The sequence below is a fragment of the Companilactobacillus kimchii DSM 13961 = JCM 10707 genome (genome assembly GCF_001435445.1).
Taxonomy (GTDB): domain Bacteria; phylum Bacillota; class Bacilli; order Lactobacillales; family Lactobacillaceae; genus Companilactobacillus; species Companilactobacillus kimchii.
Genome location: NZ_AZDH01000001.1, coordinates 10,980 through 26,575 on the forward strand (window position 1 = coordinate 10,980; position 15,596 = coordinate 26,575).

Below are 15,596 nucleotides of genomic sequence, written 5' to 3' on the forward strand. Positions count from 1 at the left end.
CAATCAAATAATTAAAATCTATTTAATCAAATTAGACGTTGAAGAGAAGAGTAAATTAATCCAGTAATTTCCCAGTGACCGTCAGCCAGTGAAAAGACGGAATGAACAATTAATTGAAGATGAGCTTGGAGTCTTATCCTAGTGAAAGCCAGGAATACGCAAGGATGCGATATCATCCCAGACATGACAGTGTCGTTGAGGTATTTTGTGTAAGCAAAGTATAAATTAGGGTGGTACCACGAGTAATCGTCCCTACAGTGCAGATAAATTCTGTATTGTAGGGACGATTTTTTTTACACTCCCTTAACGACTGTGTCGTTTTAGGGAGTGTTATGGGAATGTCCATAGGACATTCGTATTTCCTTTTATCTCTTAATGACTTTGTCATTTAGAGAGTGTTATGGGAATGTTCGTAGAACATTCGTATTTCCTTTTATCCCTTAACGACTCTGTCGTTTTAGGGAGTGTTATGGGAATGTCCATGGGACATTCGAATTTCTCTAACTCATCATTCAACCACCACAAAAGATTAAATAGACCCAGGAGGATTTAAATATGACAGTTAAAACAACAAGTAAAATTGGATTCCAACATGTAGGAAGTTTTCTCAGACCAGACGTCCTTAAACAGGCCCGCCAAGACTACTTCGATAATCAAATTACTCAAAAGGAACTAACCACCGTTGAAAATGAAGCCATCAAAGATCTTGTTAACAAAGAAGTTGCCGCAGGCTTAGATTACGCTACTGATGGCGAATTCCGTCGTTCATATTGGCATTTGGATTTCTTCTGGGGATTTGAGGGTATTGATCATATTCATTACGGCGAAGGTTATCATTTTGCTCATGAGGAAACTCGTGACGATACTGCTATCTTATCGGGACACATCAAATTTAATCCTGAAACTCATCCCTTCATCAAAGATTTTGAATTTCTCAAATCATTAACTGATCATTTAGACATCGAACCTAAGCAAACTATCCCTGCTCCTTCACAGCTCTATATCGAATTGATTCGTGGAACTAACGATGATAAGATTAAAGAATTTTACCCAAATATCAATGATTTATATTTAGACATCGAAAAAGCTTATCACGACGCTATTTTGGCTTTCTACGATAAGGGTGCTCGTGTCATTCAATTAGATGACTGTTCATGGGGATTATTCCTAGATGAAGGCTTTTTAAAAACCCCTGACGGTAAAGCTTATGCCAACTCAGGTATTCAAGATATTCTACTTGAATTGAACAACAAAGCTATTGAAAATCTTCCTGAAGACCTAACCATCAATACTCATGTTTGTCGTGGTAACTACCATTCTGACTTTGCCTTCTCCGGTGGTTATGGCCCTGTCGCTGACACACTATTTGCTAAAGAAAACGTTGATACTTATTTCTTAGAATACGATTCAAAACGTGCCGGTAACTTTGAACCACTTGCCAAAGTATCAGGTAACAAAAAAGTTGTTTTGGGTTTAATTACAACTAAATCAGGTGAACTTGAAGACCGTCAAGAAGTCATTAATCGTATTAAAGAAGCTAGTCAATATTTGCCACTGGATCGTCTCTGGTTATCAACTCAATGTGGTTTTGCTTCTACTGAGGAAGGCAACGTTCTAACTGAACAACAAGAATGGGCTAAATTAAAATTAGTTAAATCAATTCAAGATGAAATTTGGGGTTAATAATTATTGATAGCGCTTTCAACGAGAACTATAATATAAGTAGAAATTAAAGTTTATCTATGTTGGAGGTACTGATTATGATGAAAATTTTAGCAGACTTATTCAACAGGATTGTAGACTACACACTTCACTTTGATTGGTGGTAAACCGGCTTACAAATCTGTAAGAATAATGTAAGTAGATCAAATGTAAAAAAATAATTAAATCCCTTAGTATATTTCTCAGGAGGTAACGCAAATGAGAAGTTTTCTAAGGGTTTTTCTTTTAGGCATTGTTATTATAGGATTAGGATATTTAGGTGCTTGTTTCTACACTAAAGACAACACCAGTCAGGTTTCACAGGCATTTAATAACTACAACATCTTGGTCAAACGTGAGCCTAGATATGTAAAAATTGATAATAAAGATGCCAAGGATAAAGATGGCTATGGTAATTACACGTACAACTTGAAGAGTTACGACGAGAATGGTAAAGAACATCCTATCGAATTCATGGGTATGGGTAAATTGAAACAGGATCATTACCTAAAACTTGATACTAAAGGCAGTTACGTCTATTCATATAAAGAAGTTTTCAAAAAAGATATCCCTAGTGATGTCTATACTAAATTGAATCTATAATATTAAAAATAAAAGAACAGCTTCCATTAAGTATTCAAGGCATGTTTTATGTACTTGAATATCTCCTAATGGATGCTGTTCTTATTTAATTATTTAGATTTTACGATATAACCAATTTAGGAATAAAGTTAATAACCAGAATTCAATTTGACCACAACAATTTTGATAACTAAAATGGATAAGTTACTACTTTTCATTTTAGGGGTTCGAATTATGTCAAAACAAATCAAAAAATCACTGTACATCATGGTCTTTGGGACCTTCTTCGGTGTCTTGTGTTCAACATTGATGAATACTGCTCTACCAACCTTTATGCGTGTTTTCAATGTTAACTCTTCCACCGTTCAATGGCTAACTAATGGTTACACTTTAGTCAACGCTATCATGATCCCCACAAGTGCCTATTTTATAAAGAAATTTTTTTTTAGACATTTATTTATTGCCTTTTCTTCTATTTTTTTAGTCGGAACTCTACTAGGTGCTGTAGCTAACTCATTTATGCTAGTTATCGTCGGTCGTATGATTCAGGCTATCGGTACCGGTATGATGATGCCCTTGGTCAACGTTCTTGCCATGCAATATACCGACAGGAGCAAACAGGGAGCTGTTATGGGAATCATTGGATTAGCCTTTAATTTCTCCCCTATCATTGGACCAACCTTGTCTGGAGTGATCTTAGAGTACTTTGCATGGCAATACCTCTTCATTTTGATCCTACCATTTATTATCGCTGTGGTTTTATTATCAATTTTCCTATTACCACAAATTGAAACGACCGAGAATCCTAAATTTGATACTGTCAGTTTGATCACCATCAGTTTTGGACTTCTCTTCTTATTAACTGGTTTCTCTAATATCGGACAATCGAGTCTCTTCACCTTTAACGTCTTAGGTTATACCGTAATAGGTTTAATTTTGATTGTTATCTTTTCAGTTATGGAAAATAAATCATCCAAGCCGATCATTAATTTCGAAATTTTTAAGCATTCACAATTTACCTTTGCAACTGTTATCAATATGTTGATTGTTTTAACTATGTATGGCAACACTATTCTTTTACCACTAATGATTCAGACCATCCTACACAAAAGTCCTCTAATTTCAGGACTAGCTTTGTTACCTGGAGCTACCTTAACGGGTTTCATGTCTCCTGTCAGTGGACGACTTTTTGACAAATATCCCATCAAACGGATTGTGGTCACAGGCGTGTTGATCGACTGTTTCGGTACCTTCATGCAGGCTGTGATCGACGTCAATGCTTCAGTCTTAATGTTAACCGTCGGACAAACTATTCGTCAGTTAGGGTTAGTATTGATTCTGATACCTATTCAAACCCACGCTTTAAGTTCCCTACCTAAGAAATATATTTCTGATGGTGTGGCTACTTTCAACACTTTGAGACAGATAGCCGCTTCCTTTGGAACAGCCATCATCATCGCTGTTATTACCTTAGCTGACAAAGTCATGACTGGTAGCACTGTTAACCAAGCCACTGGTATTCAAGCTGGTTTCCTAGCATGTTTAGGATTCTTAATCGTCGCTTTGATCATGACCCACAAATTACATCGACCCGAAATTGATTAACAAATAAAGGTGATCATATTAACCGTTTAATTTGGTAAATATGATCACCTTTTTGATTTGAAGATGAAAATTCATAAGTAAGAACTGAAAAATCTAAATACAACTACACTAAAGGAATTTTAGTAATTTTTTCCAATAAATCAATAATTTTGTCTATTAATTTATTCATACGAAATGATTATAATTACTTACAGGAAGTACTAATCAAAAGGTTCCAGGAGGAACATAGTTTTGTTAACTAAAATTTTTCTAGATAATGCACCATTAATTACTAGCCTCTTTTTCATTATGGGAGCCTTTATTGTTTTTCAGATCCTCTTTGCGGGAGTTAGATTAATTTTTAAAGTTATCCATAGAAATATCGATAAATATCTTATACGTTCAATTTTAGGAATCATTTATATTTTATCTTTATTGTTCATCATGCAGCTTTCAATTCGTGACAAAAATCAATCTTGGATTTATATTAATTTTCAACTAGTTTCAATCATTTTTTACACTGTGATACTAAGTGTTCCTTTTAAATATCACTTATTCGGACCAATCGTCGTGGCCTTCATGATCTTTAATTCAGCATTGAATAGTTGGGAATCTTGGTGTTCAGGAATTGTTTTAATTTCCTTTTATTACTCACTGAATTACATCAAAAGCCATACTAAAAACAAATTTCCTTTTTTCCCCTATTTACTTGTCAGTTTGATTCTAGGATCTGCCTATTGGTTCCTTATTAAAATCAAGTTTTCTATCAGCAATCCTATATTCTTCAGACAAGTTATCTATCTATTCATCATTGAATTATTTACTTTCGGTTATATTGCAATTCTTTACACTGACTTAGAATCAAGAGCTGCTCTATTCCGGGATGCTACACATGATAAATTGACCCAGGCTTATAATTACGATGCTTTTGATATCGATTTTCGATCACTCTTTAAGGATAATGTCATTTCGGATGGAAAATTCACTATGATGATGTTCGATATCGACCATTTTAAGAGCATTAACGATACTTATGGACACTTGGCTGGGAATAAGGTTTTACAGACCGTGGTCGAGGTTGTACAGTCCGTACTGGCAAAGAATGACAAGAGTATTAAACTATATCGTACCGGTGGCGAAGAATTCAACATTATTTTCCCTCATTATCATGTCAAAGAGACTCAAACAATTGTTAAAGAAATTTTTGAAGCTGTTAACCACACAGAAGTGGATGTCGATAAAAATAAGATCCATATCACTATTTCAGTTGGTGTTTCCGAGATTAGCAAAAAAGATGTTTCCGTCAATGATTTTTATTCTCGAGTCGACAAGGCCTTATACCATTCAAAACGCAATGGTCGTAAAGAGATCACTATTATCTAATAGGACAAAAAAAGAGCTAACAGATTTAATCTGTCAGCTCTTTTTATTTAATTATTTAGATTCTTTTGCGTCGCGACCTCTTAGGAAGTCAAGAACAGCTTGTGTACGGGCACGTTTTTCTGCACCATTTTTTTGGTTTACAGGACGGCGGTGGCCAGTCATACCTTTATGTGTATTTTGTGACATCTAAAAACCCTCCTTCCCGTTACAATTTAACTTATCTTATTAACCCTATTATTGTAAAGGAATTATAAATATATTTCAACCATTTTTTGTGTTGAATTTCAAGTAAAATCATCAGAAATATTTCACAATAACTCTGTTGAAATAGAAAATCCCGACTGAACGAAATATGTCAGCCGAGATTAAACAAGTATCAATTGTTTTCTATTTTTTAATTACTCTGTAACAGCTTCTTTGTCTTTAGAAGTTGCTTCTTCTGTTTCTTTAACATCAACAGTTTCCTTGCTCTTATTATGAACACGGAAAGCTAAGATGAATCCGAAGACAGCTAAAATCAATGTAAACATGAATCCATAATGAGCACCGTTAGTGAAAGCTAATTTTGCTGAATGTCCACCATTAGCAAAGTAGTTTGCTTGACCTGTACTCAAAAGAATTGTGGCAATACCAGTTGCTACGGCACCAATAACTTGTTGAAAAGTATTGATGATAGCAGAACCATCTGCGGATTGATATGCATCCAATGAGTTGAGTCCATATGTTTGTGATGGTGACATAGCCAATGGAACACCAATCATCAAAATAATATGAGCTACAATGATATAACCTAAGGAACTATTTGAATTACTAAATAGGAACATTGCTGAACCGACGATAGAAATTAGGAAGCCTAAACGAGACATCATCTTAGCACCAATCTTATCGTAAGCACGGCCTGCACCAAATGAAACAACAGCGTTAATAACACCACCTGGTAACATTACAACACCAGTTAAGGCTACGGCAATACCTAAACCATTTTGCAAGTACATTGGTAGTAAATACATAGCTGACAATGTAATACCAAAGTTTAACATAACTAGAACTGATCCGGTTAAGAATTCTGGAGTTTTCAAAACTGAGAAATCCAAAGTTGGAGTTTTAGCATGCAACTGTTGTCTAATATAAATAACTAAGAAAATGATACCTACGACTAAAGCAATCAAAGCCATAGCAATATTCTTGCTCAAGAAACTGATACCAAAAACGATCAAACCAAAACTGATAGTTGAAAGAGCAATAGCCAACCAATCAATTTTGGGCTTAGTTACTTCAAACACGTTAGTCAAATTCTTTTCCATAATGACCAAGCCGATCAATAGGAAAACGATGAATGACCAGAAAATATATCTCCATGATAATGCACCCAAGATAATACCTGAAATTGTAGGTCCAATAGCTGGAGCAAACATGATAACTAAGGCAGCCATACCTAGAGCGGCACCTAATTTATCAGGTGGGAAGATTCTCATAGCAATTGAAAACATAAGTGGCAAAATAAGTCCGGTAGCGATACCTTGAATCATTCTACCTGCCAAAAGCATTGGGAAATTCATTGCTAATGCGGAAATTGCTGAACCGACGATGAAGTCCAACAAACCAAATCTAACTAATCCCCTAGTTGAAAAATGTTTTGTTAACAAACTAGAAAGCGGTAAAACAATTGCAATTACAAGCATATAACCTGTAACTAGCCACTGTGCTGTTCCTGTTTCAATATTAAAAGCTTTCATGATTGATGGAAGGGCAATATTTAATGAAGTTTCACTAAACATTCCTACAAATCCACCGATTAAGACACCCAATAGTGACAAGATTGGATGTTCGGGTCTTGTATTAATTTTTTGAGATTGACTCATAATTTTCCTCCAAATTGTTGCAACAGTGGATTAATATACCAGAAAAAAATTATTTTCGTAAGTGTTTTCTGAAATCTTTTTATATTTTTCATTAAAATAGGTAAAAACACGAAAAAAATAGGAATATTACTAGGTATTAAAACCTAATAACATCCCTGATTAATAAAATTCAAATTCTCAGTGAATTAAATTCGATTGTCGACAATACTGTATAATCATTTTTTTCTAAATCAATATTTTCATAAATATATTCAATAATATAGTCTTTAGATTTCTTGGATGTGACTCTGTAACCTCTTGTCCCATAAGGAATTACATAAGTACTAATACTTTTTAATATACTATATAAATTGGATAGTTTCTTAGAATCTTTCAATTCTATTAAGTAATCATATCCAAAATTTTTACTAATATTAAACTTTGAAGAAACATCTTTTAATGACATACATATCCCCTCCATATAATCCAAAAGCTATTTCATACTATTATAAGCCTCTTTTGCAATCGATTACATAAGCTATTCAAAATAGGGATGTTACCAGGTATCACAGCCTAATAACATCCCTATTGAATTAATTTCTATCTATTAATGGAACGTGCCATACGAACAATTGCATGGCGTTCACCACGAATAGCTTTACTCATTGCAAAGATATTTTCAAATGGTGACTGAATTCCCCAGGCAGCATCACCGACGTGTTGAATATCTACACCATCGATCTTGTTTCTGATAGCCACATTTTCGATATAGCTAGCGCCTGATCCTTCTTGGCTAGTTCCAATTGTACTCATAACTAGTGCACCTTTATCATGAGCCAATTTAACGACTTCTTTAAGTTCAGCGTCATCAAAACCAGGCACTGTTCCTACGGCAGGAACCAAAATTACATCAGCCCCAGCTTCAAGAAAGGCATTTACGGATTCTTCACTGACAACTGGTTCATCAACTCCGGCTCCATGCATCTTTCCAGCAATAACTAAGCCATGGAAGTTCTTTTTAGCAACTTTAATGTTGGCAGCAATTTGAGCATTAGTAACACCTGTACCTGGATTACCAGTCAAGACAACAAAGTTGAAACCTAACTTCTCTACTTCTTGCAAAGTTTTTTCGCTTGCCATACGGCCTTCAGGAATAATTAAGCGATCTTCGGCCATTTTAGCGTTAGGATCAACTGGTTCCAAGTTGACACCAATTGGACGTCCTACTAATTTTTGAAGACGATGAATACTTTCACCATCATGATGTGCTTTAGCAGTAGCCAAAGTTTCTTCACCAGGGTATAGTCCCAAGATAATTGGATTCAAAACATCCAATCCATTAAGCAAAATCAAATCGGCCCCAAAGGCAGCGGCAATTTCTGAAGTTGTGATGCCGTCCATTGGTTCATGACCAACAACGTTCTCACTCAAAACAACTCGACCTTCACTGGCTTTGATACTTTGCTTCAATTCAGCTCCGTTCATTGCCAGCATATCGCTAGTATCTGCACTGATTAATCGTTTCACCATATTGAAAATTTCTCCTTTATTTTCTTTTAAGCAACTACTTCTTTACCAGCTTCTTCAAGCTTTTGTTGCTTGTTCATAGCAATTAAGAATGGGAAGTACATTAGAATATCAAGCACGATATTTACAGCTTGTAGGGCTGATCCAGTCCAACTATTCGTTACTAAGAATCCAGAAATAATTGGAGGCATTGTCCATGAGGCCATTGTACCATTACATAATGGAACCAATCCTGTTGCCATTGCAAAATAGGTTGTAATAGCATTTACACAAGGTGCCACGATAAATGGAATAATTAAAGTTGTATTCAAAACAACTGGCAAACCAAACATTGTTGGTTCGTTGATGTTAAAGATACCTGGTGTGATCGTCAAAGGTCCCATAACGTCTAATTGTTTACTTGATCTCTTCATAAAGATCAAAATACCAATACCCATAACAAGTCCAATAGTGGCACCACCACCACCCATGTATACAAAGTTATCCATAAATGGTTGAGTAATGATATGAGCATGATGAGCTAAGTCAAGATGTCCAGCTTGGAACAATACACGGTTAGCATCAGTATTCATTAACCAAATAGGTGAAATAATTGGATTAATAATATTTCCACCATGAATACCAATAAACCAGAATAAACTGTTAAGCATAATTGCTACAATAGTTCCTCCAAGAGTATCTCCCAAAAGACCTAGTGGTTTGGATAGAATATGGAATAATAGCAAATGAACATTGCCTAATCCTGTCCATGTAAAGATTGCGTAAAGAGCACCAAAAATAGTAATAACTACAGCTCCGGGAATCAAAGCACTGAAACTTTTTGCGACTGCAGGTGGTACTGTATCTGGTAATTTAATTTGAATATCGTTATTAATAAACCACTGGAAAATCCATCCAGCTAATAATCCTAGTAGAATGGCAACGAACAACCCTTGGCTTCCTAAGAAGTTATAAGGCATTCCTTCAACAGGAACTTTGTCACCACTCATGATACTTGGTGTTACAACGAAGTATGCTGCCAAAGCAATAACCCCTGCTGATTTTCCATCAGTCTTATATTGCTCTGCATAACTTGCAGCGATACCGAAAGCACTAATTAGTCCAATTAAACCAAATGATCCATTAACTATCTTGGCAAAGATTGCTGCGACAGTTACCCCTTTAATAGTTGTCTTAGCTAACCAAGCTGTCCATACAGGTATTGGAAAGTTATTGATAACCATGAATAAAGAACCAATGATAATAAGTGGCATTGATATTGCAATACCATCACGAATTGCAATCAAAGGTTTCATTTGCCCTAATTTAACAGCGATTGGCATTAAATGTTTCTCAACAAAGGCCATGAAGCCCCCGCCTTGTTTACTGTTAGCCATAATAATTTGCTCCCTCAAGATTTATTGCAACCGGTTGCATAAAGAACCTTATCATGATGGTATAGTCCAATCAATAGAGATCTGTTTTTTTCGAAAAAATATATTTTGCACTATTTAAAAATATTATTATTGACATAACAATTTTTATTATAAAAAAGACTGTTTCACATAACGCCCTTGGTTGGCTTTCTACAACGGTTCACTAGTTGCGTGAATACAGATTTGCATAACGGTAGGAACTTATTTTTTTATTTGTGACAACACAAAAAAAGATGTCAAAATCACAGCTTGATTTCGACATCTTTTATTCAATTAATACCAAGCAGGCTTATCACCATCAGTATTTGGTTTATTGACACCAATTGATTCACGCTTAAATTTGTCAGGATCTTGAGAAATATCTACAACGATTTGCGCAATTGATCGTCTTGAAACTTCAGTACCCTTGAAATCCTCACCCTTTTGCGTAACTTCATAGTCAACTTCTGGCTTATCAGTTAACCAAGCTGGACGAATAATTGTGTAATCTAAATCAGAATCTTCAATTACTTTGGCAGCAGCTGCGTAATTTGTAATGTAGTCCCCTAAAATCTTTTTATTCCATTCACCAAATTTACCAGGTACTTCATCATAAATACCTAATGTTGAAATCCAAACCAAACGTGTCTTATTAGCAGCGTGCATTGCTTCAACAACAGCCTTAGCTTGAGCAGTAATGTTATTGCCTGCTAGGTTAGCGTAAACAAGATCAACATCTTTCATTGACTCAACCAAATTTTGAACATCAGTTGTGTCACCCTCGATTGCTTCTGTCAACTTGTCATGTGAATCAACAAAGTCATTAAGACGCTCTGCATCTCTAAGATAGAGTTTCAAACTTGTATCCGTCGTATCAACAAAAATATGTTCTGCTAAACGAGCAATTTTACCGTTAGCACCTAAAATTAAAACTTTAGCCATTTATTTTTCCCCCTGTTTTTAGTTTCCATAGTCCAATATAGAGTTCTTTTGAAATTTTTACAAAAAATAATTCTCGCTAAATAATTATTATTATAAATTTCAAAAAGTCGAAATATTATTGGAATAATATCGATAATAAATAGCTTCTCCTTAAAGATTCTGCTGACTACGAAATGTTATAATTGCTTCGTGTTCTAAATCTCAAAGGAGGATTTTTTATGGCGAGTGATGTTGCTCATTTAATCAAGGTTGCATCCAATGAAATCTCGCGTGACATCAATACTTTTGCCCATAAGTATGATTTGACCGGTACGCAAGTGCAAATTATTCATTTCGTAGCTCATTGTAAAAATGACACTTATCAAAAAGACATTGAGGAAAATTTCAATATCCGTCGACCTACAGCTACTAACATTCTTAAAACAATGGAAAAAGATGATTTACTCTCACGCGTTCCCGTCAAAAATGATTCACGTCTGAAAACAATTATCCTTTCTGACAAAGCAAAAGAATTATTACCTACTATCGATAAATTTATCGAAGATAATAATCAAAAAATTTTATCTACTCTTGGAACCTTGGAACGCCATAGCTTCATCCATGCGTTGAAGAAGATTCCCCAAAAATTAAAAAGTGAGGTCTAATTGAATGACAAAAGTAATTATGGACTGTGATCCTGGAATTGATGACGCCATTGCGTTAACTGTACTCTTGGCCCATCCCGAAAAAGCTGATTTAATCGGCGTAACCACTGTCGGTGGTAATGTAAAATTAGATTACGTAACTAAAAATGCTAAAAAGCTATTAACTTTCTTAGGTTCAAATGCCGAATTAGCTTCTGGACAAGCAACACCACTAGTTAAGCAAGTCGAAACTGCTGGTGAGATCCACGGTAAAACTGGAATGGACGGTTATGATTTTCCCAAAAACAGTCAAGATTACCCATTAGTTAGTCATAACGCCGTTACATACATGTACGATCGTATTTCTAAAAGTGACGAAAAAGTTAATATAGTTGCCACAGCACCACTAACTAATGTTGCCTTATTATTAAAGACCTTCCCCGAAGTTAAGGAAAACATTGAGCACATCTATATTATGGGTGGCTCAACTCTTCAAGGTAACATTACCTTAGCAGCCGAATTCAACGCTTACGTTGACCCTGAAGCAATGGATATTGTCTTCAACTCTGGATTACCAATCACCCTTTCCGGACTCAATCTGACTGAAAATAAAGCCTATTTAACAATGGACGAAATCAGCAAAATTAAAGATTTAGGTCGTGTCGGCGTCATGGCCAGTTCAATCCTAAATTTCTATACTAAAGCCGAGTTAGAAAAGGGTATGACTAAGATTCCAATCCACGATGCCTGTGCCGTTATCAGTTTAATTGCCCCTGAATTATTTACTAAGAGCACTAACTATTCAATGGATGTTTCCTTGAGTAACGACCAATATCGAGGGATGACATATCCTGACCGTAGAACCGATGCTCCACAAAAGAACAGTATTAAGGTTCTCGAAGACATTGATCGTGAAGCCTTTGTTAAGTTCTTGTTTGATTCAATTCAAAGTTATGAAAAATAAAAAATGTTCATACCATATATGTAGTATGAACGCTTTTCTTGAACCGAATATTATAAATTATAACTGATTAAAAAAGTCAGACTTTGTATTAAAACTTGAATAATAAAGACCAGTATTACCAGACTTTTGAGCAATTACGGCTATTTTATCAATAAGTTGCTCTTCTTCTTTTGGAAAATATATCTTCCCCGCAGGACCCATACTGTAGATAAAAGTCGTCAATTTACTTAATAACCTTTCTGGATACTTATTAGTATCAATTGTTTTATTTACTTGGACTAAAACGTCTGATATATCTCTTAATTCAGATTTCTGTTGATAGTCTTCTCTGTTAATAATTAAATCATTTAATGCTCTAATAAGTGACTTTGCACTTTTAATTTCATTTTCTCTATCAATTTTTTTCATTATTATCCTCCGCTAAACATAAGTATTTGATACAAGCTACAATTAAAATTTAGTTTATGTTTATCTTATGAACAAGCTACTATAAAAAGACTTATTGAGGCTCTGAATTTAAGACATCATATTGCCCATAAAAAGAGTTCTAATCGCTATAACGATTAGAACCTTTTTTTAATTCTCAAAGTTTACTGCAACAATTATCGGAGTTTAGATTTAATTGTTTCTGGAATAAAAAGAATAAGCGTAGTTAATGTAATACTAAGTAGAAAATCAAGAAAAATTGCTCCAATTATAATCCCAAAATTCCAGTACATATTTTGGGTGATTGCAAGGTTCCCAGTTGCTACGAATAAGATACTATTTAAAACAAAGAATACTATAAAATAAGAAAAAAATTTAAATAAATATTTCAAAGAATGAAATTCATATCCATTCGAATATGAAACCAAGTAAGAAATTAAGCAAATCAAAAGAATGATTATAACCAAGTGATAAGGTATTTTCCAGTTAGTTAAGAACTGTATAAAAAGAAATATAAAGCTTACCAACAACAATAAATATAAAAATGTAGATTTTTTTTGAGCTCTAATACCATTCTTTATTTGTGTCTGATAATAATCTTCTGCACCACTGCTCTCTTTCATTAAGTCATCAAGAGAAACATGATACATATCACTTATTTTTAATAGTGTCGTTATATCAGGAAAGCTTCTTCCATTTTCCCACCCTGAGACGGTTTTTCTTGAAACATTAAGAGATTGCGCAAATTTCTCTTGCGTCAATTTATTTTTTTGCCTACATATTTTAATTTTTTTAGAAAATTGCATATTACTCCTTCTTAGTTATTTGGAAAAGATATTTAGTAGTTTATAACTCCACAATCAATGGAATATCTCTCTTGTATGTAGTTTATTTAGAAACAAAAAGATCGATGAGGGATTTTTAAATTCCACATCGAACCTTTTAATTATGAATAATACTTTTTTATTTATTAATTCTTACAGCAAATTCAGGTTCACTGACAGCGTATGTCTTCAAGTTAAGACCACTGTTCAATCTAACTGTACTGATCCAAACCCATTCGTTTGAAGAGATTTGGCCCCAGTATGAACCGTATTTATTTACAACTAGCTTAGAAATCTTCCATGATGTGTTAACTGGTAAGGTTTGTCCGTAAGCATTAGTTGATGGATCATATGTCTTTTGAGCAACTGTTGTTGTACCAATTAAACCGTTACCTGGTGTTGGAATACCAGGATTAGCTGTTGCTGTATTGGTATTGGTATTAGTGTTAGTAGTCGTGTTAGTTGTTGTTGAAGTAGTTGAACCATTTGATCTAGTAATTGTTAAATCACTAGCTGGAATCCATTCATTATTACCAACTTCATAGTAGATCATACCGTTAGCGTTCATGATACGTCCTAATTTCCACTGACTGCCATTTGGAAGGGATGATCCGGTACTCTTTCCAGCATCATTAACAATAGCTAATTCAGCAGTTGCTGTACCAATTTCACCGACATCAGGATTAGCAGTTATTTTAACTTCACTATTAGTGGATGTTGATGTTGTGGGTGTCGTAGTAGTTGAAGTTGTTGTATTGCTACCATTAATAGTTAAGTTATTGGCAACAACATACTCGTTTGTTCCAACTTCATAGAAGGAAGTACCATTGATTTTAATAGTCTTACCAAGTTTCCATTGTGTACCTTGAGCCAAGGTCATATTTGTTTCCATTCCATCTGCGGTAACAATGCCAGTTCTAGCAACGGTTGTTCCAATCTTTCCAACTGAATCATTAGAACCAGTATCAGTGGTTGATGTTGTCGTTGAAGTTTGTCCATTAACATTTACCAAATTAGCGTCAATATACTCATTAGTTGCAACTTGATACATTCTCTTACTACCAACTGTTATCAAAGTACCTAATTGCCATTGACTACCTTGTGGCAAAGTCATACCCATTGGTTTTCCGTCTGGACCGTAAATTGAAGCTGTAGAATTCAAAGTTCCAATCTTTTTAACGGCTGTATTTGTGGTTGTTTGAGCTTGCTTACCAGCGGCTTGATTACTTGTATCACTAGAAGTCATATTAGTAATAGAACTAGCAGCAATCCATTCGTTAGTGGCTACTTCATAGTAAACAGCGCCATTGATAGTAGAGATAGCACCTAATTGCCATTGGCTACCTTTTGGTAAAGTACGGCCGGTATTTTGACCATTACTATTAACGATGGTTGTATTAGCACCAACAGTGGCAACGTTACGAACATCAGCATTATAGTTAGATGCATATTCGTTTAACTTAACACCATTTTCAGCGATATCCATTGAGTCAAAAGCAACCCATTCATTATTGCCAACTTGATAATAAGTTTTACCACGTAATTGTTTAGTTTGACCTAGTTTCCATGAACTGAAGTTAGGCAAAGTTGATTTAGTAATATTACCGTTATCATCAACGATTTGTCCGCCATCACGTCTAATTGTTCCTACTAATCCAACCAAACCGCTAGCTTGGGCAGTTTGTTGTGGAAGAGCGGAAATTGCAGCTGGTGCTAACATAATTGCTACAGCAGAAGCTGCTAAAATCTTTTTACTATTTTTCATTATCTACATCCCCAAAGGAAATTATCTGAGTACTTATTTA

15 protein-coding genes are annotated in these 15,596 nt (G+C 34.8%); 6 read left to right on the top strand and 9 right to left on the bottom strand.

What is annotated here, in order from left to right:
- Positions 1 to 555: 555 nt before the first annotated feature.
- The 4 genes from FC97_RS00050 to FC97_RS13630 all read left to right on the top strand — a co-directional run bounded on the left by FC97_RS00050 (position 556) and on the right by FC97_RS13630 (position 5,250).
- On the top strand, positions 556 to 1,683 hold the full coding sequence (locus FC97_RS00050) for a 5-methyltetrahydropteroyltriglutamate--homocysteine S-methyltransferase (RefSeq protein WP_054642587.1): 1,128 nt from the start codon (positions 556 to 558) through the stop codon (positions 1,681 to 1,683).
- Between the two features lie 237 nt (positions 1,684 to 1,920).
- Complete coding sequence (locus FC97_RS00055; protein ID WP_054642588.1) at positions 1,921 to 2,304, top strand: YxeA family protein; 384 nt, start codon at positions 1,921 to 1,923, stop codon at positions 2,302 to 2,304.
- 213 nt (positions 2,305 to 2,517) lie between these two features.
- Positions 2,518 to 3,888, top strand: a complete 1,371-nt coding sequence (locus tag FC97_RS00060; protein ID WP_054642589.1) for a DHA2 family efflux MFS transporter permease subunit — start codon at positions 2,518 to 2,520, stop codon at positions 3,886 to 3,888.
- A 231-nt stretch (positions 3,889 to 4,119) separates the two neighbouring features.
- Positions 4,120 to 5,250: a GGDEF domain-containing protein gene (locus tag FC97_RS13630; RefSeq protein ID WP_082397505.1), complete on the top strand. Its 1,131-nt coding sequence runs from the start codon at positions 4,120 to 4,122 to the stop codon at positions 5,248 to 5,250.
- A gap of 51 nt (positions 5,251 to 5,301) precedes the next feature.
- On the opposite strand, the gene FC97_RS13740 is transcribed toward FC97_RS13630, so the two are convergent.
- From FC97_RS13740 to FC97_RS00090, 6 genes are all read right to left on the bottom strand, one after another.
- Entirely contained in the window at positions 5,302 to 5,436 is a 135-nt protein-coding gene (locus FC97_RS13740; protein WP_256970469.1) for a hypothetical protein, read from the bottom strand.
- 212 nt (positions 5,437 to 5,648) lie between these two features.
- Positions 5,649 to 7,112 (bottom strand): DHA2 family efflux MFS transporter permease subunit, encoded by a 1,464-nt coding sequence (locus FC97_RS00070; protein ID WP_054642590.1) that lies wholly within the window; start codon positions 7,110 to 7,112, stop codon positions 5,649 to 5,651.
- 169 nt (positions 7,113 to 7,281) lie between these two features.
- Positions 7,282 to 7,557 carry a hypothetical protein gene (locus FC97_RS00075; RefSeq protein WP_054642591.1) on the bottom strand — a complete coding sequence of 92 codons (276 nt, stop codon included), beginning with the start codon at positions 7,555 to 7,557 and terminating at the stop codon, positions 7,282 to 7,284.
- Between the two features lie 134 nt (positions 7,558 to 7,691).
- Positions 7,692 to 8,621, bottom strand: a complete 930-nt coding sequence (locus tag FC97_RS00080; RefSeq protein ID WP_054642592.1) for a DUF7916 family protein — start codon at positions 8,619 to 8,621, stop codon at positions 7,692 to 7,694.
- A 26-nt stretch (positions 8,622 to 8,647) separates the two neighbouring features.
- Positions 8,648 to 9,994: a PTS sugar transporter subunit IIC gene (locus FC97_RS00085; protein WP_054642593.1), complete on the bottom strand. Its 1,347-nt coding sequence runs from the start codon at positions 9,992 to 9,994 to the stop codon at positions 8,648 to 8,650.
- A gap of 312 nt (positions 9,995 to 10,306) precedes the next feature.
- A complete protein-coding gene (locus FC97_RS00090; RefSeq protein ID WP_054642594.1) occupies positions 10,307 to 10,954 on the bottom strand; it encodes an NAD(P)H-binding protein in 648 nt (215 codons plus the stop codon).
- Between the two features lie 218 nt (positions 10,955 to 11,172).
- Here FC97_RS00090 and FC97_RS00095 point away from each other — a divergent pair, with 218 nt between their 5' ends.
- Together FC97_RS00095 and FC97_RS00100 are read left to right on the top strand one after the other, a co-directional pair.
- A complete protein-coding gene (locus tag FC97_RS00095) occupies positions 11,173 to 11,598 on the top strand; it encodes a MarR family winged helix-turn-helix transcriptional regulator (protein WP_056967589.1) in 426 nt (141 codons plus the stop codon).
- 4 nt (positions 11,599 to 11,602) lie between these two features.
- A complete protein-coding gene (locus tag FC97_RS00100) occupies positions 11,603 to 12,541 on the top strand; it encodes a nucleoside hydrolase (protein WP_054642596.1) in 939 nt (312 codons plus the stop codon).
- Positions 12,542 to 12,598: 57 nt separating this feature from the next.
- Here the strand turns inward: FC97_RS00100 and FC97_RS00105 are convergent, their stop codons facing one another.
- The 3 genes from FC97_RS00105 to FC97_RS00115 all read right to left on the bottom strand — a co-directional run bounded on the left by FC97_RS00105 (position 12,599) and on the right by FC97_RS00115 (position 15,556).
- A complete protein-coding gene (locus FC97_RS00105; RefSeq protein ID WP_054642597.1) occupies positions 12,599 to 12,949 on the bottom strand; it encodes a bacteriocin immunity protein in 351 nt (116 codons plus the stop codon).
- A 194-nt stretch (positions 12,950 to 13,143) separates the two neighbouring features.
- A complete protein-coding gene (locus tag FC97_RS00110) occupies positions 13,144 to 13,773 on the bottom strand; it encodes a helix-turn-helix domain-containing protein (RefSeq protein ID WP_054642598.1) in 630 nt (209 codons plus the stop codon).
- A 157-nt stretch (positions 13,774 to 13,930) separates the two neighbouring features.
- Positions 13,931 to 15,556 carry an SLAP domain-containing protein gene (locus tag FC97_RS00115; RefSeq protein WP_056967591.1) on the bottom strand — a complete coding sequence of 542 codons (1,626 nt, stop codon included), beginning with the start codon at positions 15,554 to 15,556 and terminating at the stop codon, positions 13,931 to 13,933.
- Positions 15,557 to 15,596: the final 40 nt, after the last annotated feature.